Source organism: Streptomyces sp. NPDC001492, assembly GCF_053597275.1.
Map to the genome: position 1 here is coordinate 1 of NZ_JBSFHW010000038.1, position 21,362 is coordinate 21,362.

General features: G+C 70.5%; 18 protein-coding genes. 6 read left to right on the plus strand and 12 right to left on the minus strand.

Translation table 11 applies throughout. The features are described from left to right. Positions 1-134: 134 nt before the first annotated feature. The 4 genes from ACWC1K_RS36595 to ACWC1K_RS36610 form a co-directional block, all read right to left on the minus strand. Complete coding sequence (locus ACWC1K_RS36595) at positions 135-833, minus strand: AAA family ATPase (RefSeq protein WP_450837220.1); 699 nt, start codon at positions 831-833, stop codon at positions 135-137. Between the two features lie 34 nt (positions 834-867). Next, positions 868-1,689, minus strand: coding sequence for an ABC transporter permease (locus ACWC1K_RS36600; RefSeq protein ID WP_450837221.1), 822 nt, complete (start codon positions 1,687-1,689; stop codon positions 868-870). A 106-nt stretch (positions 1,690-1,795) separates the two neighbouring features. Continuing rightward, positions 1,796-2,770, minus strand: a complete 975-nt coding sequence (locus ACWC1K_RS36605; RefSeq protein WP_450837292.1) for an ABC transporter ATP-binding protein — start codon at positions 2,768-2,770, stop codon at positions 1,796-1,798. 158 nt (positions 2,771-2,928) lie between these two features. After that, positions 2,929-4,140 (minus strand): NYN domain-containing protein, encoded by a 1,212-nt coding sequence (locus ACWC1K_RS36610; RefSeq protein WP_450837222.1) that lies wholly within the window; start codon positions 4,138-4,140, stop codon positions 2,929-2,931. A gap of 224 nt (positions 4,141-4,364) precedes the next feature. Between ACWC1K_RS36610 and ACWC1K_RS36615 the strand changes: the two genes are divergently transcribed. Beyond that, positions 4,365-4,529, plus strand: a complete 165-nt coding sequence (locus ACWC1K_RS36615) for a hypothetical protein (protein ID WP_450837223.1) — start codon at positions 4,365-4,367, stop codon at positions 4,527-4,529. Positions 4,530-4,614: 85 nt separating this feature from the next. Here ACWC1K_RS36615 and dnaE read toward each other — a convergent pair whose 3' ends face one another. Further along, positions 4,615-8,154, minus strand: coding sequence for a DNA polymerase III subunit alpha (gene dnaE / locus ACWC1K_RS36620; RefSeq protein ID WP_450837224.1), 3,540 nt, complete (start codon positions 8,152-8,154; stop codon positions 4,615-4,617). Between the two features lie 204 nt (positions 8,155-8,358). Here dnaE and ACWC1K_RS36625 point away from each other — a divergent pair, with 204 nt between their 5' ends. The 4 genes from ACWC1K_RS36625 (at position 8,359) to ACWC1K_RS36640 (ending at position 13,161) form a co-directional block, all read left to right on the plus strand. Continuing rightward, entirely contained in the window at positions 8,359-9,684 is a 1,326-nt protein-coding gene (locus ACWC1K_RS36625) for a DUF2252 domain-containing protein (protein ID WP_099928151.1), read from the plus strand. Between the two features lie 78 nt (positions 9,685-9,762). Continuing rightward, entirely contained in the window at positions 9,763-10,467 is a 705-nt protein-coding gene (locus tag ACWC1K_RS36630) for a hypothetical protein (RefSeq protein WP_450837225.1), read from the plus strand. 96 nt (positions 10,468-10,563) lie between these two features. Continuing rightward, complete coding sequence (locus tag ACWC1K_RS36635; protein WP_450837226.1) at positions 10,564-11,382, plus strand: thioredoxin domain-containing protein; 819 nt, start codon at positions 10,564-10,566, stop codon at positions 11,380-11,382. Positions 11,383-11,490: 108 nt separating this feature from the next. Next, positions 11,491-13,161 carry an alkaline phosphatase D family protein gene (locus ACWC1K_RS36640; RefSeq protein WP_450837227.1) on the plus strand — a complete coding sequence of 557 codons (1,671 nt, stop codon included), beginning with the start codon at positions 11,491-11,493 and terminating at the stop codon, positions 13,159-13,161. Positions 13,162-13,184: 23 nt separating this feature from the next. Here the strand turns inward: ACWC1K_RS36640 and ACWC1K_RS36645 are convergent, their stop codons facing one another. Continuing rightward, positions 13,185-13,754 (minus strand): dienelactone hydrolase family protein, encoded by a 570-nt coding sequence (locus ACWC1K_RS36645; RefSeq protein ID WP_450837228.1) that lies wholly within the window; start codon positions 13,752-13,754, stop codon positions 13,185-13,187. A gap of 107 nt (positions 13,755-13,861) precedes the next feature. Here ACWC1K_RS36645 and ACWC1K_RS36650 point away from each other — a divergent pair, with 107 nt between their 5' ends. After that, the gene (locus tag ACWC1K_RS36650; RefSeq protein ID WP_450837229.1) at positions 13,862-14,971 is read left to right on the plus strand and encodes a mechanosensitive ion channel family protein; all 1,110 of its coding nucleotides are present in this window, start codon (positions 13,862-13,864) and stop codon (positions 14,969-14,971) included. A gap of 6 nt (positions 14,972-14,977) precedes the next feature. On the opposite strand, the gene ACWC1K_RS36655 is transcribed toward ACWC1K_RS36650, so the two are convergent. From ACWC1K_RS36655 to ACWC1K_RS36680, 6 genes are all read right to left on the minus strand, one after another. Continuing rightward, the gene (locus tag ACWC1K_RS36655) at positions 14,978-15,718 is read right to left on the minus strand and encodes an SDR family NAD(P)-dependent oxidoreductase (RefSeq protein ID WP_450837230.1); all 741 of its coding nucleotides are present in this window, start codon (positions 15,716-15,718) and stop codon (positions 14,978-14,980) included. Between the two features lie 51 nt (positions 15,719-15,769). Then, positions 15,770-17,356, minus strand: coding sequence for a Na+/H+ antiporter (locus tag ACWC1K_RS36660; protein ID WP_450837293.1), 1,587 nt, complete (start codon positions 17,354-17,356; stop codon positions 15,770-15,772). A gap of 85 nt (positions 17,357-17,441) precedes the next feature. Next, entirely contained in the window at positions 17,442-17,912 is a 471-nt protein-coding gene (locus ACWC1K_RS36665; RefSeq protein WP_450837231.1) for a GNAT family N-acetyltransferase, read from the minus strand. Next, positions 17,909-18,853, minus strand: a complete 945-nt coding sequence (locus tag ACWC1K_RS36670; RefSeq protein ID WP_450837232.1) for an RluA family pseudouridine synthase — start codon at positions 18,851-18,853, stop codon at positions 17,909-17,911. Before ACWC1K_RS36670 ends, ACWC1K_RS36665 begins: the two co-directional genes overlap by 4 nt. 58 nt (positions 18,854-18,911) lie before the next feature. After that, complete coding sequence (lspA, locus tag ACWC1K_RS36675) at positions 18,912-19,487, minus strand: signal peptidase II (protein WP_450837233.1); 576 nt, start codon at positions 19,485-19,487, stop codon at positions 18,912-18,914. Positions 19,488-19,548: 61 nt separating this feature from the next. Beyond that, positions 19,549-21,225 carry a TraR/DksA C4-type zinc finger protein gene (locus ACWC1K_RS36680; protein ID WP_450837234.1) on the minus strand — a complete coding sequence of 559 codons (1,677 nt, stop codon included), beginning with the start codon at positions 21,223-21,225 and terminating at the stop codon, positions 19,549-19,551. Positions 21,226-21,362 lie beyond the last annotated feature (137 nt).

Genomic DNA, 21,362 nt, shown 5'->3' on the forward strand with positions numbered 1-21,362 from the left:
GGCGGGGGGGGGGCCGGGGGGGGGGGGGGCCCGGGGGGGGGGGGGGGGCCGCCCCCCCCCCCCCCCCCCGGTACGGGACGGGTAGGGGCGGCGGGGGCGATAGAAATCCTGCGCCCCCAACAACGGCGCTGCCCCTACGCCATCGGCGCCCCATAAGGATCCTTGGGAACAGCCCCCGGCTCCAGATACGGCGGCTCCGGATCCCGGGGCCCGAACAACGCCGTCAACCCCAGATGCACCACCAGCGCAGCCAACGACCACGCCAACAAGGCACCCTTCGCCCCCAGCTTCAGCGGCGCAGAGAACGTGACCCCCTTGCCCACGGCCTTCGCATGGGCGATCACATCCTGCGCCGGCCCCAGCCACACCCCCAGCTTCCAGGCCAGGAACGACGCAAGCAGCCCTCCGACCCCCAGCGCCACCGCCAACGGCACACCCCCACGCCGCCGCCAGAAGAAGACCCCGAGCGCACTCACGGCACCGAAGGCGACCGCGAGCAGCGTGAACGTTCCGTCCACCCCGATCGCCTGCTCACCCTCGCTGTCGGCGAGATAGACGACCCAGCTCTTGTCGACCACGTCACCGACGAGCGGCACATGCGGCGCCAGCCACCACCACAGCACGCCGAGCAACGCGCCCACGACCGTCACCGCCACCGTGACCACGGCGGCCTCCCGCACTTCGGTCTTCATTCCGGGCCCGTCCTGTCCGTACGTGCCGTCCCATGCGGCATCAAGCGCCACAGGGGCCACGTACCCGGCAGCCGGGGGCTGCCACGCATTCTGCGAGGACTGTTCATGCGGCGGCGGAGGCGGAGTCAACGGTGCGGTCACCCTGCCATCGTGCCAGGCCCGCCTGCGCGGCGCGTCACCGGACGGCCGCCCGACGGTACGCCCAGGTGGCGACGGCCAGCGACACCACGCCCACCCCGGCGCACACGGCGAGGTCCCCGGCCACGAAGGCCCAGTCGGGATGCGCCCCGAAGGTCCTCGCGAAGGCCTCGACGCCGTACGTCGACGGCAGCAGATCCCGCGCGAACCGCACGACCCCGGGCATCCGGTCCGCCGGCAGCACGCCGAGCAACAGCGCCGCGGACATGCCCAACTGACCGAGCAGAGTGGCCAGTTCCGGCCGCGGCGCGAGCAGCCCCAGCGCCGCGCCCAGTCCGGCCAGGGCCGCCCCCGCCAGCGGAATCACCGCGACGAGCACCCACAGATGCGCCAGCGGCAGCCCGAACAGCACGCACCCGAACACCGCCGTGACCACGGTCCCCGGCACGGTGAAGGAGGCGTACGCCCCGGCCGCCCCCAGTACGACGGCCGCCGGCGGCACCGGCAGCGTCGCGTAATGGTCGAGCCCGCCGCTCGCCCGCAGCTGCCCGAAGTACTGCGCGAGCAGATTCAGCGCGACGAACGCCACCACGAGCACCGATGCCCCGGCGACCACCGACTCGGCCTCGCCGCCGCCGTCCACGACCCCCCGCATCAGGATCATGATCCCGATCGACTGGAAGGTCGCCACGAACAGCAGCGGGATCCGGGCCACTCGCGCACGCGAGAGCTGCGCCCGGTACACGGCGGCGAGGGCCGGCCACATCCGCGCCCGCGGCCCGAGTTCGGCCGCGTCACGGCCGTCCTCCTCCACGGCCAGGGCACCGCCCGGCAGGACACCGGCGGGTACGACACTCACGACGCGCTGCTCCCCTTCTCGCTCGGGCCCACTGGGCCCACCGAGCCGATCGCTCGTAGGGACCATACGGCCGCGGCGGCCCGTGCACTCACACCGACGACGACGCTCATGCCTTCACCAGCCCCTGCTGCGCGGCGCCCCCCAGCGCCAGGTACACGTCCTCCAGGCTGGGCGTGGCCAGCGTGAAGTCGTCGAGCGCGGCGAAGGCACTGCCACCGGTGACGGTGGCGACGATCGCGCGGGCCTCCTCGGGGGCGAGCCTGAGCGTCCAGCGGCGCCCGGACTCGGCGGCCCGCTCACGCAGCGCGGCGACCTCGGGCACATGCAGCGGTGCGCTCTCGCGCCACACCAGCTCGACCCGGACCTCCCCGGCGACCTGCTCCTTGAGTCCGGCGGGGGTGTCGCAGGCGATCACCCGCCCCTGGTCGAGGACCGCGACCCGGTCGAGAACCGTTTCCGCCTCGATGACGTTGTGGGTGACCAGCAGAACCGTCGTCCCGCGCTCGGCCCGCCGACGGTCCACGGCCGCCCACACGGCCCGCCGGGCCACCGGATCCATCCCGGTGGTGGGCTCGTCGAGCACCAGCAGCGGCCGCTCCCCGACCAGCGCGGCGGCAAGACACGCCAGCCGGCGCTGCCCGCCGGACAGCTTCTTCAGCGGCCGCCCGGCAAGGGGCGTGAGCCCCAGTTCCTCCAGTACGGCATCCCGCTCGGCGCGCGCCTGACGGGCCTCAAGACCGCGCAGCCGCCCGGTCGTCTCGGCGGCGAGGGACACGGTCAGTTCGTCGAGGGCGCTGGACTCCTGCCCCAGGTAGGCGAGGATCCGTGCGGCCCGCTCGGGGTGGCGCACGATGTCGTGTCCGAGGATCTCGACCCGCCCGGAGTCGGGCCGCATCAGCCCGGTCAGCTGCCGTACGAGGGTGGACTTGCCCGCACCGTTCGGTCCGAGGAGCCCGAAGATCTCGCCGCGCCGGATGTCGAGGTGCACATCGTCGACGGCCCGCACCGCGGGCGTCCCCGGCGCACCCCGCCGCCCCCGCACGGCCGGATAGGTCTTGGTCAGTCCGCGCACCGCGCACACGACGTCCCCACCGTGCCGAAGTGCCTGTGCCGCGCGCGTACTCACAAAGGACGAGGGTACGGGGTCCGCGGGCCCCGTCCGCTCTCGGGTTGGTCCAAAGCGGCACAACCGCCAGTAAAGAACCCTGTGAGGAACACGGTCAGAACACCGGTGAGGGACTACTCACCCGCGGGAGCGTGCTCGGCCGCCGTCCGTACGTCGATCTCCCGCCAGAACCCGGCCCGGATCGCATACCGGTCGTGCTCGTCGATCTGGTCGTCCTTGTGGGCGAGCAGACCGAACCGGGCGGCGTAGCGCAGCAGCTCGCCGTCGATGCGGTGCGGGACGCGCGGGTACATCCCGGACAGCTTCTGCAGATGGCTCTGGTCGCCCAGGCGCTCCATCCACCGCCGTGCGAACACCTGCCCGACCTCGTACGGGTCGCCGCCGACCGTGGTGATGTCCTCCTCACGGTCGGCCCACCGCTGCTCCGCGGTGGTCAGCTGGGCCAGTGTCGGCATCGAGGCGGCCTCGGGGGCCTCCGTCGGGGGCCGGTCGACCCAGCCCTTGTCGGAGGACCAGCGCAGGGTCGCGTTCGCGGGAGGCTGGGCGGGCTGCACCCCGGGGGCGCGCAGCGCGGCCAGGTCCTTCGGGGTGGGCACGCCCTTGGGCGCGGGCACCCGCTCCTGCGTCCCGTTCTCCGAGCGGGCCGCCGCGGGCGCGTGCTCGGCGTCCTCGGCGCTCCGCTCGGCCGCGGCGAGCGCGGACTCCGGCAGCGGCGCGGAGAGGATCGCGGCGATCTCGGGCCGCGGCACGGGCGGCGGTGCGCAGATCCCGCCGAGTTCCTTGGCCCGTACCGCCTTGGTGATCCATGTACGGTCGAGCACGCGCCGCTCGTCGGCCTCGGCGACCAGGTCCTCGGACTGGTTGTAGTCCCCGTCGGCGGCCTGCACGGCCCACAGGTGTACGGCGACGCCGTGCTCCTTGGCGGCCATCATGCCCGGCAGCAGATCGCCGTCGCCGGTGACGAGGACGATGTCCGAGCAGGCACGGTTGCGGGCCAGCTCGGTGAGCTCGGCGTGCATGGCGGCGTCGACGCCCTTCTGCGCCCAGCGTCCGTCGCTGCGGGTCAGGGCCCCGAGCCGGACGGTGACCCGGGGCATCACGCGCAGCCTGCGGTGCTCGGGCTGCGGGACGCGGTCGGGGGCGCCGTCGAACCAGTAGATGCGCAGCAGCGGCCGTTCCGTGTCGGACTCGGCGCGTTCGCGCAGGGCCTGGATGAGGGCGGCGTGATCGACGGTGATGCGGGAGCGGGAGGGCTCCCCGGCAAGGAGACTGGCGGCGGCCCCCAGCAGATACCCGGCGTCCACCAGGACGATGCAGCGGTCCACGCGATCCACCCTCTTTCCGGGAGGTTTGCTTCGGGCTTCCTTCGAGTCTGCCCGACTGCGCGGGGGTTAACGGCCCGAACTCGATCTTCGGCGTGGCGTTTCAGGTCCTCGCGCTCCGACAATCCATGTCACCGACGGTAATTATCCGAAATGCGCTCCTTGTCAGCCTATGTGAATCTGGTCGCGGCCCTGGCCCCTAGATCCCCCACAGGAGGCAGATCACCATGGCCAAGAACAAGAAGCAGAACCGCAAACAGCCGCAGTCCGAGCGCAGTCCGCAGCAGACCCAGCGGTCCTCGATCGAAGCGCCGGCCGAGCAGCACTCCCCCCACCTCACGCCGGGCGACATGCCCCGCAAGGGCCGGCAGAAGAGCTTCGGTCACAACTGACATTTGCATAACGGGTTGTTGAAACCCAGGCACAGCCGAGGGGCGCACCCCGTTCAAGGTGCGCCCCTCGCGCTCGCTCAGGTGCTCAGCCGGCCAGGCAGGACGGCCCGAGCAGCACCTTCAGATCGCCGAAGAGCGCCGGGTCAGGCTTCACGCGGTGCCGGTCCAGACGCAGGACCGTCGTCTTGGTCGGGCCCTGGAGCTTGATGCGGACCTCGCTGTCGCCCTTGTGATGGCTGAGGATCTCGCCGAGGCGGCTGACCATCGGCGGGGTGACCCTCGTCGCCGGGATGGTGAGGATCACGGGGGCGTTGGTGCCGGCGTTGGACAGGTCCGGGACCTGGAGTTCCATCGCCACCAGCCGCGGCACGTCCTCCCGCTTGTCGAGGCGGCCCTTGACGAACACCACGGCGTCCTCGACGAGTTGGGTGGAGACCAGCTGGTAGGTCGCCGGGAAGAACATGCACTCGATGGAGCCCGCGAGGTCCTCGACGGTGGCGATCGCCCAGGCGTTGCCCTGCTTGGTCATCTTGCGCTGCAGGCCCGAGATGATGCCACCGATGGTGACGACCGCGCCGTCCGCGTGCTCACCGCCGGTGAGCTGGGAGATGCCTGCGTCGGCCTTGTCGGACAGCACGTGCTCCAGGCCGAAGAGCGGGTGGTCGGAGACGTAGAGACCGAGCATCTCCCGCTCCTGGGCGAGCAGATAGGTCTTGTCCCACTCCTCGGTGGTGAACTCCACGTCGAGTCCGAAGCCGGGCTCGTTGCTCTCCTCCTCGCCCATGCCGCCGAAGAGGTCGAACTGGCCCTCGGCCTCCTTGCGCTTGACCGCGACCACGTTGTCGATCATCGGCTCGAAGTGCGCGGTGAGTCCCTTGCGGGTGTGCCCCAGGGTGTCGAAGGCGCCCGCCTTGATCAGCGACTCCGTGGTGCGCTTGTTGCAGGCGGTCGCGTCGACCTTGTCGAGGTAGTCGGGGAAGGAGGCGTACTTGCCCTTGGCGTTGCGGCTCTTGATGATCGACTCGACCACGTTGGTGCCGACGTTACGGACGGCCTCGAGGCCGAAGAGGATCACGTCGTCGCCCTGGGCGGCGAAGTTGTGCACCGACTCGTTGACGTTCGGCGGGAGCACCTTGATGCCCATGCGGCGGCACTCGTTGAGGTAGACCGCCGACTTGTCCTTGTCGTCCTTGACGGAGGTCAGCAGCGCGGCCATGTACTCGGCCGGGTGGTTGGCCTTGAGGTACGCCGTCCAGTAGGAGACCAGTCCGTACGCGGCCGAGTGCGCCTTGTTGAAGGCGTAGCCGGCGAAGGGGACCAGCACGTCCCACAGGGCCTGGATGGCCTCGTCGCTGTAGCCGTTCTTCTGGGCGCCGGCCTGGAAGATGGTGAAGTTCTTCGCCAGTTCGTCGGGCTTCTTCTTGCCCATCACGCGGCGCAGGATGTCGGCCTCGCCGAGCGAGTAGCCGGCGATGATCTGGGCGGCCTTCTGCACCTGCTCCTGGTAGACGATCAGGCCGTAGGTGACGTCCAGGACCTCCTTGAGGGGCTCCTCCAGCTCCGGGTGGATCGGGGTGATCTCCTGGAGCTTGTTCTTGCGCAGCGCGTAGTTGGTGTGCGAGTCCATGCCCATCGGGCCGGGACGGTAGAGCGCGGAGACGGCGGAGATGTCTTCGAAGTTGTCGGGCTTCATCAGACGCAGCAGCGAACGCATGGGTCCGCCGTCGAACTGGAAGACGCCGAGGGTCTCGCCGCGCTGGAGCAGTTCGAAGGTCTTGGGGTCGTCCAGCGGGAGGCTCAGCAGCTCCAGGTCGATGCCCTTGTTGGACTTCACCATCTTGACGGCGTCGTCCATGATCGTCAGGTTGCGCAGGCCGAGGAAGTCCATCTTCAGCAGGCCGAGCGACTCGCAGCTCGGGTAGTCCCACTGCGTGATGGTCACGCCGTCGGTGTGGCGCACCCACACGGGCACATGCTCGGTGATGGTCTCGCTGGACATGATCACGCCGGCGGCGTGCACACCCATCTGCCGGACCAGGCCCTCGACGCCCTTGGCGGTGTCGATGACCTTCTTCACGTCCGGCTCGTTCTCGTACATCCCGCGGACCTCGCCCGCCTCCGAGTAGCGGGGGTGCGAGGGATCGGTGATGCCGTTGAGGTCGATGCCCTTGCCGAGGACGTCGGCGGGCATGGCCTTGGTGATGCGGTCGCCCATGGCGTACGGGTAGCCCAGCACGCGCGCGGAGTCCTTGATCGCGTTCTTGGCCTTGATCTTGCCGTACGTACCGATCATGGCGACCTTGTCGGCGCCGTACTTCTCGGTCACGTACCGGATCACCTCGACGCGCCGGCGCTCGTCGAAGTCGATGTCGACATCGGGCATGGAGACGCGCTCGGGGTTGAGGAACCGCTCGAAGATCAGGCCGTGCGGGATCGGGTCGAGGTCGGTGATGCCCATGGCGTAGGCCACGATCGAGCCGGCCGCGGAGCCTCGGCCGGGGCCGACCGCGATGCCGTTGTTCTTGGCCCACATGATGAAGTCGGCGACGACGAGGAAGTAGCCCGGGAACCCCATCTGGATGATGACGTCCATCTCGTACTCGACCTGCTTCTGGCGGTCCTCGGGGATGCCGTCGGGGAAGCGGCGCTCCATGCCGCGGCGGACCTCCTCCTTGAACCAGGTGACCTCGGTGTAGCCCTCGGGGATGTCGAACTTCGGCATGAGGTTCTTCGCCTCGAACATGCCGGCGGTGTCGACCTGTTCGGCCACCAGGAGCGTGTTGCGGCAGCCCTCCTGCCAGGCGTCCGAGGAGTCGATGGCGTACATCTCGTCCGTGGACTTCAGGTAGTAGCCGGTGCCGTCGAACTTGAAGCGGTCCGGGTCGGAGAGGTTCTTGCCGGTCTGGATGCACAGCAGGGCGTCGTGGGCGGTCGCCTCGTGCGCGTACGTGTAGTGCGAGTCGTTGGTGACCAGCGGCGGGATGCCGAGCTTCTTGCCGATGTCCAGGAGGCCGTCGCGGACCCGGCGCTCGATCTCGATGCCGTGGTCCATCAGCTCCAGGAAGTAGCGGTCCTTGCCGAAGATGTCCTGGTACTCGGCGGCCGACTTCAGCGCCTCGTCGTACTGGCCGAGCCGCAGCCGGGTCTGGAGCTCGCCGGAGGGGCAGCCGGTGGAGGCGATGAGGCCCTCGGACCACTGGGAGATGGTCTCCTTGTCCATACGGGGCCACTTCTGCAGCCAGCCCTCGGCGTACGCGTCCGAGGAGAGGCGGAAGAGGTTGTGCAGACCCGTCGAGTTCGCCGCCCAGATCGTCTTGTGGGTGTAACCACCGGAACCGGAGACGTCGTCGCGCTTCTGGTGCGGCTGGCCCCACTGGATCTTGCGCTTGTTGCGCCGCGACTCCGGGGCGACATACGCCTCGATGCCGATGATCGGGGTGACCCCGGCCTTCTTCGCGGAATGGAAGAAGTCGTACGCCCCGTGCAGGTTGCCGTGGTCGGACATGGCGATATGGGTCATGCCCATCTCGTTGCACGCGTTGAACATGTCCTTGAGCCGCGCGGCACCGTCCAGCAGCGAGTACTGGGTGTGGACGTGCAGGTGCGTGAACGGCGGCTTTGACACGGTCGGGCCTCCAAGGGAAACGCTCGGTGATGGGTGGGCGGACAGTCCTGGGGTCAGCGTCGAAGTCTATGCCTCGGGACTGACAATCCGGGGGCTGCCCCGCGTACCTTCACTGCGAGGATCGCGGGCACTTCCGCGCACCCTCGACCGTTGCACAAACAGAAACGCCGTCGTACACATCCAGGCACCAGGAGGCACCCCGCGATGTCGGTTCCCCAGCTCAACGACGAGCAGCGCGGCGAGGAGATCCTCGCCGTCTTCGACACCGCCTTCGGCCGGCTCCTGGCCGCCGACCCGGCCGCGTTCCGCGTGAAGTTCCGCAAGATGGCCGCCTCGGCCTTCGCGTTCTACCGGGGCACGGCGTGCCTCTTCTACCACGACCTGGACGCCGAGAAGCGGGGCGGCCCGTACCTGGACGAGCGCACCTCGCGCGTGTGGATCCACGGCGACCTGCACGCGGAGAACTTCGGCACGTACATGGACGCGAACGGCCGCCTGATCTTCAACGTCAACGACTTCGACGAGGCGTACGTCGGCCCCTTCACCTGGGACCTGAAGCGCTTCTCCGCCTCCATCGCCCTCATCGGGTACGCAAAGGCGCTCGCCGACGACCAGATCACCGAGCTGGTCGAGGTGTACGCGGGCGCGTACCGCGAGCGCATCCACGCCCTGGCGACCGGCGCGAAGAGCGACGAGGTGCCTCCGTTCACGCTCGACACCGCGCAGGGGCCGCTGCTGGACGCCCTGCGGGACGCGCGCTCCCTGACCCGCTTCGGGCTGCTGGACTCGATGACGGAGATCCGCGACTTCGAGCGCCGCTTCGCGCCCGGCGGCGGCTCCATCGAGCTGGACGCTGCCACCCGCTACAAGGTCCTCGCCGCCTTCGACGGCTATCTGGAGACGCTGCCGGACGCCTCCCTGGCCCGCCCGGACTCCTACCGGGTGAAGGACGTGGTGGGACGCCGGGGCATCGGCATCGGATCGGCCGGTCTGCCGTCGTACAACATCCTGCTGGAGGGCCACAGCGACGCCCTGGAGAACGATGTGGTGATCTACATCAAGCAGGCCCAGACCCCGGCCGTCTCCCGGCACATCACCGACCCGGCGATCCGCGACTACTTCCAGCACGAGGGCCACCGCACGGTGATCTCGCAGCGCGCCCTGCAGGCGCACGCCGACCCGTGGCTGGGCTGGACCGAGCTGGACGGCGCGGGCCAGCTGGTCGCCGAGGTGTCGCCGTACGCCGTCGACCTGGACTGGGGCGACATCGACGACCCTGAGGAGATCGCGGCCGTCGTCGCCGACCTGGGCCGGGCCACGGCCACCATGCACGCGGCGGCCGACGACCAGTCCGGCGAGTCCCTGGTGCCGTTCTCCACCGAGCGCGCCATCGACGCGGCGATCGCCGCCGACGAGGACGGTTTCGCGGGCGTCCTGACCGACTTCGCGCACGGCTACGGCGCACGCGCGCGTGCCGACCACCAGATCTTCGTGGACCTGTTCCGCAACGGCCGGATCCCGGGTCTCTGACGGTCTGCTGTCGGTCCGCTGTCTCACAGCGCACTTTTAGGGGTCCCTTACAGGACCTCGTGACACACTCTCCACGCTATGGACATATCCGGGACCCGCATCAGAGCGCTTCGCGCGGCGCTGTTCACGGCACTCGTCGTGACGCTCAGCACCGCGTCGCACGTGCTGCTGTCGCGGGTCCCGCTGCCGCTCAACACGGTGGCCGTGGTCGCCGCCGCCGTGTTCGCGGTCGCCTACGCCCTGGCAGGCCGCGAGCGCGGTTTCGCGCGGATCGCCGCCCTGCTGATCCCGCTGGAGCTGGCCGCCGACACGGTCTTCACCACCGGCCAGCACGTCTGCTACGGCCGCGCGGGCGGCCCCGTCGCCGGCCCCCTGCGCTCGGTCGGCTTCGACGTACTGTGCGGCAACGGCGCAGGCCTCGGCTCCGGAGCAAGCGCCCCGCTGGCCCGCGTGGCCGGCACCGGCACCGACCGGCTCGCCGCGCTGCTCGCCCACGCCGACCCGGCCACCGCCTGGCTGCTGCTGGCCGCTCATGTCGGCGTCGGTCTGCTGGCCGCGGCCTGGCTGCGCCGCGGCGAGCGGGCGCTGGCCCAGCTGGTCAGCGCGGTGGCAGCGACCACCTTCCGGCCGCTGCTGCTGGCGGTCGCCGTGGTGACCGTCCGGCCGACCGCGCCGGTGCGGCGCGTACGGCACACCCGCCGCCCCGCGGCCGGCGCCCGCGAGCGGATCCTCGTGCACTCCCTGGGACGGCGTGGACCGCCGTGCTCGGTCGTCTTCGCCTGAACAGCACATGTTGCTCCCGAAGAGCGCTGAGCACGACCAGTCCCCCACACGTATCCCGCGTACGACGTATGCGGGTCCCACATGGAGAACACCGACATGAGCAAGCGGAACAGCCAGGCCTCGAAGACGGCGGCCCGAGAGCGGCTGCGGCAGGAGCGCGAGCGCCAGGCCAAGAGGGCCAAGGCCAAGCGGCAGGCCATCGTGGCCGGTTCGGTCGTGGCCGTACTGGCGGCGGCCGGCGGCATAGGTTACGCCGTCGTCCAGGCCAACAAGCCCAGCTACTGGGAGGGCCTGAAGGACGCCAAGGTCACGGCTCCCGCCAACACCACGGGAGCCAAGGGCACCACGGTCATCATCGGCAAGAGCACCGCCAAGAAGACCCTCAAGGTCTACGAGGACCCGCGCTGCCCCGTGTGCGCCCAGTTCGAGCAGGTCGTGGGCCCGACCTTCAAGAAGGACCTCGACGACGGCAAGTTCAAGTTCCAGTACGTCGGCGCCACCTTCATCGACAGGAAGGACAACGGCCAGGGCTCCAAGAACGCGCTGAGCGCTCTGGGCGCCGCGCTGAACGTCAGCGACCAGGCCTTCCTCGACTACAAGACCGCGATGTACTCCGCGAAGTGGCACCCGGACGAGACGCAGGACAAGTTCAAGGACGACGCCTACCTCATCAAGATCGCCCAGACCGTCCCCGCGCTGAAGGACAACACGAAGTTCCAGGACGCGGTCAAGAAGGGCACCTACGACGCCTGGGCGCTGGCCATGTCGAAGACCTTCGACGACAACAAGGACGGGGTGACCGGCACTCCGGGCTTCGTGATCGACGGCAAGCAGCTCTTCGCCGACGGCAAGAGCACGCCGCTGCTGACGGTGGCCGACTTCGACCGGGTGGTGGGCGCGGCCCTCAAGGGCTGACGCCGCAAAGGGCCGACGCCGAGGGGAAGTCCGGCCTCCGCATGAAGAGCGGGCGAACATTCCGGGTTCGCCCGCTCTCGCGCGTACCGATCAGTAACCTGTTCGGTCGTGACCAGTCGATACAGATCATCCGAGGCCTCGCGGGCCCTCAACTCGCTCTCCCCACGCCGCCGTACGGTCGTCAAGGCCGCGGCGGCGACCGCTGTCCTGGCCGGACCGCTCGCCGCCGCGCTTCCGGCCCGCGCGGCCGCGGACGTTCCCGCCTTCCTGCACGGTGTCGCCTCCGGCGACCCGCTGCCCGACGGCATCCTGCTGTGGACCCGTGTGACGCCCACCGCCGAGGCCATACCCGGCTCGGGTCTCGGCCCGGACACCGAGGTCAGCTGGGTCGTCGCCAAGGACAAGGCGCTGACGAACATCGTCGCCAAGGGCTCGACCACCGCGAGCGCCGCCTCCGACCACACCGTCAAGGCGGACATCCGGGGCCTGAAGCCGGCCACCGACTACTGGTTCCGGTTCTCCGCCGGCCCGACCGACTCACCGGTGGCCCGCACCCGCACGGCTCCTGCCGCCGACGCGGCCGTGCCGGGCCTGCGCTTCGGCGTGGTCTCCTGCGCCAACTGGGAGGGCGGCTACTTCTCGGCGTACCGTCATCTCGCGGCCCGCGGCGACCTGGACGCCTGGCTGCATCTCGGGGACTACATCTACGAGTACAAGTCCGGCGAGTACGCGGCCCGCGGCACCGTCGTCCGCCCGCACGCGCCCACCAACGAGATCCTCACGCTCGCCGACTACCGCACCCGGCACGGCAAGTACAAGACCGACCCGGATCTGCAGGCCCTGCACCACAAGGCGCCGGTCGTCGCGATCTGGGACGACCACGAGTTCGCCGACAACGCGTGGTCCGGCGGCGCGGTCAACCACACCGAAGGCGCCGAGGGCGCCTGGACCGACCGCAAGGCGGCCGCCAAGCAGGCCTACTTCGAGTGGATGCCGGTCCGCCCGGCCATCGCGGGCACCACCTACCGCCGGCTGCGCTTCGGCAAGCTGGCCGACCTCTCCCTCCTCGACCTGCGCTCCTTCCGCTCCCAGCAGGCCTCCACGGCCAGCGGTTCGGTCGACGACCCGGACCGTACGATCACCGGGCGCGCCCAACTCGACTGGCTGAAGGCCGGGTTGAAGGCCTCCGACACCACCTGGCGGCTGGTCGGCAACTCGGTGATGATCTCGCCGTTCTCCTTCGGCTCGCTCTCCGCCGACCTGCTCAAGCCGCTCGCCAAGCTGCTCGGGCTGCCGCAGGAGGGGATCGCCGCCAACACCGACCAGTGGGACGGCTACACCGACGACCGGCGCGAGCTGCTGGCCCATCTGCGCTCGAACGCGATCGGCAACACCGTCTTCCTGACCGGCGACATCCACATGGCGTGGGCCAACGACGTGCCGGTGGACGCCGGTACGTACCCGCTGTCGGCCTCGGCCGCCACGGAGTTCGTCGTCACCTCGGTGACCTCCGACAACCTCGACGACATCGTCAAGGTCCCCGAGGGCAGCGTCTCCGCGATCGCCTCGCCGATCATCCGCGCCGCCAACCGGCACGTCCACTGGGTCGACACCGACCGCCATGGCTACGGCGTCCTGGACATCACCGCCGAGCGCGCGCAGATGGACTACTACGTCCTGTCCGACCGCACGAAGGCCGACGCGACCTCGGCCTGGGTACGTTCGTACCGCACGCGCACCGGCACCCAGAAGGTCGAGCGGACGTACGACCCCGTATAGGGGGCTGGAGGTCCGGAGAGCTTCTAAAGGGTCTCGAGGAAGCCGAGCGCCACCCGCCAGGTGGCCTCGGCGGCCTCCTGGTCGTAGTCCGGCAGTCCGGGGTCGGTGTAGAGGTGGCCCGCCCCCGCGTATCGGTAGACCTCGACGTCCGCGCCCGCCCTGCCCATCTGCAGATACCAGGCGCTCAGCCAGTCGTCCGTCTCGAACGGGTCCGGCTCGGCGACATGCAGCTGGACCGGCAGGTCGTCCACGGACGCACTGGGCGCGATGTCCGACGTGCCGTGCACCAGCAGCAGCCCGCGGGCCTTCTCGTCGCCGAGCGCCAGGGTCTGGGCGATGGAGGCGCCGAGCGAGAAACCGGCATAGACGAGGCCCCGCTCCGAGTAGGGCGCGGCGGCCAGGACGGCTCTCTTCAGCAGCTCGTCCTTGCCGATCTCGTCCTTGAAGGCCATGCCCTCCTCGACCGTCTCGAACGTACGCCCGTCGAAGAGGTCCGGGGTCCACACCTCGTGCCCGGCGCCGCGCAGCCGGTCCGCGGCCTCGCGCACCGCGGGCCGCAGACCGTAGGTCGAGTGAAAGAGCATGATGTTCATGAGGCCATCGTGCCAGCCGGGACTGACAGCGCCGTCTCGCGGCCGTACCCCGTACGAGCCCGAACTCACATGTTCATGACCCCCCGGAGCCGGTTAGGTTCGCAGGCATGGAGAACGTACTCCGCCCACTGATCGTGATCGGTGGCTCGGTCGTGCTCACGCTGCTCATCGGCTGGGCCACCGATCTACTGCTGCGCAAGGCCGACGAGCGGCACGGCGACACCCCGCTGTGGGGGCTGCTGCGCCGCGGCCGCATCCCCTACCAGCTGGTGCTGTGCTCTGCCCTGCTCAGAGGCTCCTACGACGAGGCGCGGCTGCTGCAGGAGCACCAGGTCGGCGTCGGCCGGACGCTGACGCTGGTGCTGATCGGGTCGACGGCCTGGCTGGTGATCCGTATCGCGGCGGCCGTCGTGGAGACCTCCTACTCCCGTTACGCCCGCCTCCACCGCGATCCGGCCCGGGTGCGCCGCGTACGCACCCAGGTGTCGCTGATCATGCGGGTGGTCGCGGCGATCGTCGGCGTGGTGGCCGCGGCCGCGATGCTGCTGACGTTCCCGGCGATGCGTGCCGCGGGCGCCTCGCTGCTGGCCTCGGCCGGCATCCTCGGCATCGTCGCCGGTGTCGCCGCCCAGTCGACGCTCAGCAACCTGTTCGCGGGCCTGCAGATCGCCTTCGGCGACATGGTGCGGCTCGGCGACACGGTCGTGGTGGACGGCGAGTGGGGCACGGTCGAGGAGATCACGCTGACGTTCCTGACCGTGCGGACCTGGGACGAGCGCCGGATCACCATGCCGGTCTCGTACTTCACCTCGAAGCCCTTCGAGAACTGGTCCCGCGGCAGCAGCCAGATGACCGGCATCGTCTACTGGCACCTCGACCACTCGGCACCGGTGGAGCTGATGCGCGAGAAGCTCCGCGACATCCTGCGCGAGTGCTCGGCCTGGGACGGCCGCGACTACGGCCTTGCGGTCACGGACACCACCCCGAACACCATGCAGGTGCGGGCCCTGGTGACGGCCAAGGACGCGGACGACATATGGACGGTCCGGGTCACCGTCCGCGAGCAGATGGTCCGCTGGCTGTGCGAGCAGCACCCATACGCGCTGCCCCGCGTCAACACCGCGGACGCGCCCCTGCCGTCGAGCCGGCGCTCCTTCGACGGCTCCCCGGACGGCGCGGCCCGCCGCACACCCGCGCAGAGGACCGGCCGCGGCTGAACAGCCTCAGTGGCCGCGCTCCGCACCCCCGTTGACCTGGATGACCTGCGAGGTGACGTGCCCGGCGCCCGGGGAGGCGAGCCAGTGCAGGGTCGCGGCCACGTCGCCGGGGGTGCCGGCGCGCTTGTCCAGGGTGTCCTCGACGAGCCGTGCCCGCCGCGCCGGGTCGATCTGCGGGCCGAAGAACTCGGTGTCCTCGATGTATCCGGGCGCGACCACGTTTGCGGTGATCCCGCGCGGCCCCAGCTCCCGGGCCAGGTCATGGGCGTACGGGTGCAAGGCGGCCTTGGCGCCGCCGTACGCCCCGCTGCCGGATCCCCGGTAGGCGGCGATGGAGCTGACGAACAGCACCCGTCCGCCCGGCGTGGCCAGCCGGTCCTTCAGGGCCTCCGTGAGCAGGGCCGCGGTGAGGGTGTTGATCCGGAAGTTGAGGGTCCAGTTGTGCGCGACCCGGTCGAGCGGGTCGTCGCTCTCGGCGGCGGGTTCCAGCTGCCCGGTGCCCCCGGCGCTGTGGATCAGTACGTCCACGGCCCCGAACTCCCGCTCCACGAAGTCGGCGACCCCGCGCACGGCAGCCGGATCGCTCAGGTCCGCCGCGTAGGTCGAAGCGCCCGGCACCGCGGCCTTCTCCAGCACCTCCGCCCGCCGCCCGAGCAGCAGGACGCGATCCCCGTCCGCCGCGAAGACCTGCGCCGCGGCAAGTCCAATCCCCGTACCGCCACCACTGATTACGACATTACGAGCCATGATTCGACCCTACGCACGGTCAGTCGCCGAACGCGAACGACTTCCCTGACGTCACCGCAGACTCCGCACATCAAGGTGCCGCAGCACCCGGTCGACGATCTCCGGATCCGCCCCTGGCTCGCTGCGCGCCGCCAGCACCTCGTGCCGTGCCGCGCTGAGCATCTCGCCGTGGATCCGCCGCACCCGCTTCAGCCGGCGCATCCGGTGCTCATGCGCCTCCCGCCGCTCCTCGTCCGCCATGTCCGGGCTGATCCGCACCCCGATGTCGAAGGCCCGCCGCAGCATCTGCTCGGACAGCTCCTCCGACAGCTCCTCGACCTGCTCGATCTCCCTCAGCCGCCGCTTGGCCGCCTTGGCCGCCCGGACGGCGAGGGACTTCTCGAACTCCTTCTCCCGCTCCGTGTCGGCCTGCACCCCCAGCCGCTTGACCAGCCACGGCAGGGTCAGCCCCTGCAGCACCAGCGTCCCCATGATCACCCCGAAGGCGATGAAGACGATCTCGTCCCGGTCGGGGAAGGCCGAACCGTCGTCGGTCTTCAGCGGAATCGCCAGTGCCAACGCCACCGAGGCCACCCCCCGCATCCCCGACCACCACATGACGACGGTCTCCCGCACACTCATCGGGATGTCCTCGTCGTGGTCCCGTTTGGCGTGCAGCCGCTTGGTGAGCCAGGTCGCCGGCAGCAGGTACACCAGTCGTACGACGACCACGACGGCCACGATCACGCCCGCCCAGCCGAGCATCTCGCCCCACCGCCCGGACGCCGTCCGGATCGCGTTGTGCAGTTCGAGACCGATCAGCCCGAAGGCGACGCCCGTGACGAGCGTGTCGACGATGTCCCAGAACGCATGCCCGGTCAGCCGGGTCAGCACGTCGTCGGCGTCGGTGGCGTACTCGGCGAGGAACAGCGCGGTCGTGAGCACCGCGAGCACACCGGAGCCGTGCAGCTCCTCCGCGAGGACGTACGAGGCGTACGGCACCAGCAGCGTCATCCCGATCTGCAGGGTCGCGTCGCCCAGCAGATCCATCAGCTTGTTGGCGCCCCAGCCGAGCGCGAGCCCCACCGCCACGGCCACCACGGCGGAGAGCACCAGGTCGAGCGCGGCCCGCCCCGGTGTGAAGCTGCCGCTGACGGCGGCGGCGATCGCCACGTGGTACAGCACGATCGCCGTGACGTCGTTGAACAGGCCCTCGCCCTCCAGGATGGACACGAGCCGGCGCGGCAGGCCGAGCTGTCCGGCGACCGCGGTCGCGGCGACCGGGTCGGGCGGTGCGACGAGCGCGCCGAGCGCCACGGCGGCGGCGACGGGCAGCCCCGGCACGATCGTGTGCGCCACGGCGGCCACGGACACGGTGGTGACGAACACCAGCGCCACCGCGAGCAGGAAGATCGGCCGCCGGTTCGCCGCGAACTGCCGCCAGGACGTGCGCCGCGCCGCCGCGTACAGCAGCGGCGGGAGCAGCAGGGGCAGGATCAGATCCGGCGGGACGTCGACGTTCGGCACGAAGTCGGCCACCGCGAGCACGATCCCGAGGAGGGTCATCAGCACCGGCGCCGGCAGCCCGAGCCGGTCCCCGAACGGGACGCTCACCAGGGCCCCGAGCAACAGCACGAACAGCAGGGCCAACTGATCCACGGTCAGCACTCCGGGAAGGTCGACGTACGGGCAGCGGCTTTCCAGCCTGCCACGCCGCCGTCCCCGCGAGCGTTTTCGGGCTTTGCTACAGCGCGCGCCGCATTGCCCGGTGCGGGATGCCCGCCTCCGGGTACTCCGGGCCGTACGCCTCGTACCCGAGCCGCTCGTAGAACCCGAGGGCATGGGTCTGCGCGTGCAGGTCCACCGCCGCGAGCCCACGCGCGCGTGCCGCGTCCTCGATGGCCCGCACGAGGGCGATGCCTACGCCGAGCCCGCGGGCCTCCTTGGCGACGGCGAGCCGCCCGAGCGACCCCACCGTGAGGTCACCGCCGACCTTGGCCGCGGCCGTCTCCCCGTACAGCAGACGCCCGGTGCCGAGCGGCATCCCGTCCTCCCGCATGGCGAGCACGTGCACGGCCACGGCGTCGTACGCGTCGTACTCGAGGTCCTCCGGGACCCCCTGCTCGCGGACGAAGACCTCCTTGCGCACCGCGAAGCACGCCTCCCGGTCGGCGGGGTCCTCGGCGACACGCACCACGTACGCGTGCGTGCTCATCCGTACGTCTCCTCGCGGACCTGGTCGAGGGCCTTCTGCAGATCGGCCGGGTAGTCGCTGGCGAACTCCACCCACTGGCCGTCCGCGGGGTGCTCGAAGCCGAGCCGCACGGCGTGCAGCCACTGGCGGGGCAGGTGCAGCCGCTTGGCGAGCGTCGGGTCGGCGCCGTAAGTGAGGTCGCCGACGCAGGGGTGGCGGTGGGCGGCCATGTGGACGCGGATCTGGTGGGTGCGGCCCGTCTCCAGCTTGACGTCGAGCAGCGAGGCCGCGCGGAATGCCTCGATGAGGTCGTAGTGGGTGACCGAGGGCTTTCCGTCGGCCGTGACCGCCCACTTGTAGTCGTGGTTGGGGTGACGGCCGATGGGTGCGTCGATGGTGCCGCTGGTCGGGTCCGGGTGGCCCTGGACGAGCGTGTGGTAGCGCTTGTCGACCGTGCGCTCCTTGAACTGGCGCTTGAGCGAGGTGTACGCGCGCTCCGACTTGGCGACCGCCATCAGGCCCGAGGTACCGACGTCGAGGCGGTGCACGATGCCCTGGCGCTCGGCGGCGCCGGAGGTGGAGATGCGGTAGCCGGCCGCGGCGAGGCCGCCGATGACGGTCGGCCCGGTCCAGCCGGGGCTGGGGTGGGCGGCGACCCCGACGGGCTTGACGATCACGACCACGTCGTCGTCGTCATGGACGATCTCCATGCCCTCGACCGGCTCCGCGACGATCTGCACGGGCGCGGGCGCCTGCGGCATCTCGACCTCGAGCCAGGCGCCCCCGCTCACCCGCTCGGACTTGCCGACCACCGACCCGTCGACCGTGACCTTCCCCGCGGCGGCGAGCTCGGCCGCCTTGGTCCGGGAGAAGCCGAACATGCGAGAGATGGCGGCGTCGACGCGCTCGCCCTCCAGGCCGTCGGGCACGGGCAGGGTACGGATCTCGGGAATCGTGCTCACCCGTCGAGTATGCCGGACAGCACCGACCGCCCCGAACGAGCCTGTGGAAAACCTGGACTCAGTCCTTGTGGACGGTCCCGTCCGGGTCGAGACCCTTGAACGACAGCAGCACGATCAGGATGCCGCCGCACACGATCGCCGAGTCCGCCAGGTTGAAGACGGCGAAGTCCTTGGGTGAGATGAAGTCGACGACGCGGCCCTTGAAGACGCCCGGTGAGCGGAAGATCCGGTCGGTGAGGTTGCCGAGCGCACCGCCGAGCAGCAGGCCGAGCGCGATCGCCCAGGGCAGGCTGTACAGCTTGCGGGCGAGCCGGGCGATCACCACGATCACGGCCGCCGCGATCACCGTGAAGATCACGGTGAAGGCCTCGCCGAAGCCGAAGGCCGCGCCCGCGTTGCGGATCGCCTCGAACTGCAGCCAGTCGCCGATGATCCGGATCGGCGCGTGGTGCTCCAGCTTGGCGACCACGATCATCTTGCTGACCAGGTCGAGGGCGTACGCGAAGGCGGCGACCGCGAACAGCACGGCGATACGGCGCTTGCCCCTGGGGCGTGCGGTCTCGCCCTGCTCCGGCTCGGTCCCCGCCGCCTCTGGGGTGTCCGGCGTACCGATGATGCGCTCCGCCTCTGCCACGTGAGTCCTTCAACCTAGGTACCTGACTGAGGACGAGGGTACGACACGCGCGTGTACCGCCTCAGTACCGGCGTTCCTGCTTCTGCTTGCACTCCACGCACAGGGTGGCCCGCGGGAACGCCTGCATCCGGGCCTTGCCGATGGGATTGCCGCAGTTCTCGCACAGGCCGTAGGTGCCGGCGTCCAGCCGCACCAGGGCGCGCTCGGTCTGCGTGAGCATCTCGCGCGCATTGGCCGCGAGGGCCAGCTCGTGCTCGCGCGTGATGTTCTTGGTGCCGGTGTCCGCCTGGTCGTCGCCCGCGCCGTCCCCCGAGTCCCTCATCAGACCGGCGACGGCGCTCTCGGACGAGCTGATCTCCTCACGCAGCCGCTCCACCTCGGACAGCAACTCGGCGCGCGCCTCCTCGACCTCCTCCGGGGTCCAGGGGTCCTCACCGGGGCGCACCGCAAGCTCGCCCGGCTCCGCCGCGGCGAGCCGTGCCTTGGGTACGGCGGTCTTGGCCGCCGCGGCCGTGCCAGGAGTCTTCTTCGCAACCACCGTCGTGGCTCCCGTCTGCTCCGCGGCCTTCGCCGCGCCCGCCTTCTTGGCCGTGCTCTTCCTGCCCTCGCGCTTCGCGCCAGCGGTGTCCCTACCCGCCTGCTGGGCTCCGGCACCCCCGACCGCGCTCCCACGTTTCGTGGCCGTGCTCTTGGCCGCCGCGTTCGTACCGGTCGCGGCCTTCCTGCTGGCGCTCTTCTTCGCCGCGGTCTTCTTGCCGGCGCCTTCCTGCTCGTCCCTGCCGGGTTCGGCGGTCGCGTCCTGGCCGACGGCTCTCCCGGCTGCGTCTTTCCTGCCTGCCGCTCTTTTCACAGCCGACTCCTTCACCGCCGTGCCCTTGCCCCCCGCCTTCTTCACTGCCGACTGCCCAGTACCCCGTTCCACACCTTCCCGAGCAGCGCTTTCCTCGGCTACGGCCCTACCCCCGACCGTCTTCCCCGCAGGCGCCGCACCGCGCTCCTCGGCAACACCCTCAGGAACGCGCGCCTTCTCGCTCCCCGCCCCGCCACCAACCGCCTTCCGCGCAACTCCCCCACCGGCTCCCGCCCCCTCGGAAACACCTTCCTCGGCCCCCTCAGGAACGCCGGCCTTCCTGAGCGCCGCCTTTCCACCAGCCGCCCTCTTCGCATCCGCCTCAGGGACCCCCGCCCCCTCAGGACCGCCCTTCTCGGCAGTACCCTCGGAAACCCCGGCCTTCTTGGCCGCCGCTTTCTTCGCCGCGGTCCTTTTCGCAACGGCCTTCTTCGCCGCAGCCCTCTCCGTCGCCGCCTTCTTCGCCGTGCTTTTCCCCGCCGTGCTTTTCCCCGCCGTGTTCTTCTCCGCCGCGCCCTTACCCGCCGTACCCTTCTCCGCCGTGGCCTTCCCCGCCGCGCTCGTCTCCGTCGCGCGCCTTTCGACAGCGCCCTTTCCAGCTGTCGCGCCCTTGCCGCCCGCCGTCTTCTTTCCGGCGGCCGACCTGGCGGTGCCCGCAGGTCTCTCGGGGGCTTCCTCCTCGACGGGCTGCTTCGAACGAGACGTTCCGGAGGCGGTCACCGCCTTGTCGGGCTTCTTCCCAGGGGGCGGCTTGGCCGCAACCCCCCGCACCGTCTTCACCGGCTTCGCGGCCTTCTCCGCCGCGGCCGCCGCAGTCCCGGTGGCCGCCCTGGCCGTCCTCCCGGCACGCGCCGTGGCCCCTCCCCGCGCGCTCTTCTTGCCGCTCACATCCTTGGCCGCACCGCCGGAGGCCTGGGGGGACCCGTCGGACGCCGACTGCTGTACGGCGGTCTTCTTCGCCACCATGGCCGCGGCCCCTTCACATATTGTGATCTTGCACGCGAATCGTGCTGGGACGATAAATC

Bases quoted from the DNA above. Each gene is read 5' to 3' on its own strand.
- ACWC1K_RS36645 (WP_450837228.1), bottom strand. From the start codon at position 13,754: ATGAACATCATGCTCTTTCACTCGACCTACGGTCTGCGGCCCGCGGTG.
- ACWC1K_RS36630 (WP_450837225.1), top strand. From the start codon at position 9,763: ATGGACATATCCGGGACCCGCATCAGAGCGCTTCGCGCGGCGCTGTTC.
- ACWC1K_RS36655 (WP_450837230.1), bottom strand. From the start codon at position 15,718: ATGGCTCGTAATGTCGTAATCAGTGGTGGCGGTACGGGGATTGGACTT.
- ACWC1K_RS36615 (WP_450837223.1), top strand. From the start codon at position 4,365: ATGGCCAAGAACAAGAAGCAGAACCGCAAACAGCCGCAGTCCGAGCGC.
- ACWC1K_RS36650 (WP_450837229.1), top strand. From the start codon at position 13,862: ATGGAGAACGTACTCCGCCCACTGATCGTGATCGGTGGCTCGGTCGTG.
- ACWC1K_RS36665 (WP_450837231.1), bottom strand. From the start codon at position 17,912: ATGAGCACGCACGCGTACGTGGTGCGTGTCGCCGAGGACCCCGCCGAC.
- ACWC1K_RS36625 (WP_099928151.1), top strand. From the start codon at position 8,359: ATGTCGGTTCCCCAGCTCAACGACGAGCAGCGCGGCGAGGAGATCCTC.
- ACWC1K_RS36635 (WP_450837226.1), top strand. From the start codon at position 10,564: ATGAGCAAGCGGAACAGCCAGGCCTCGAAGACGGCGGCCCGAGAGCGG.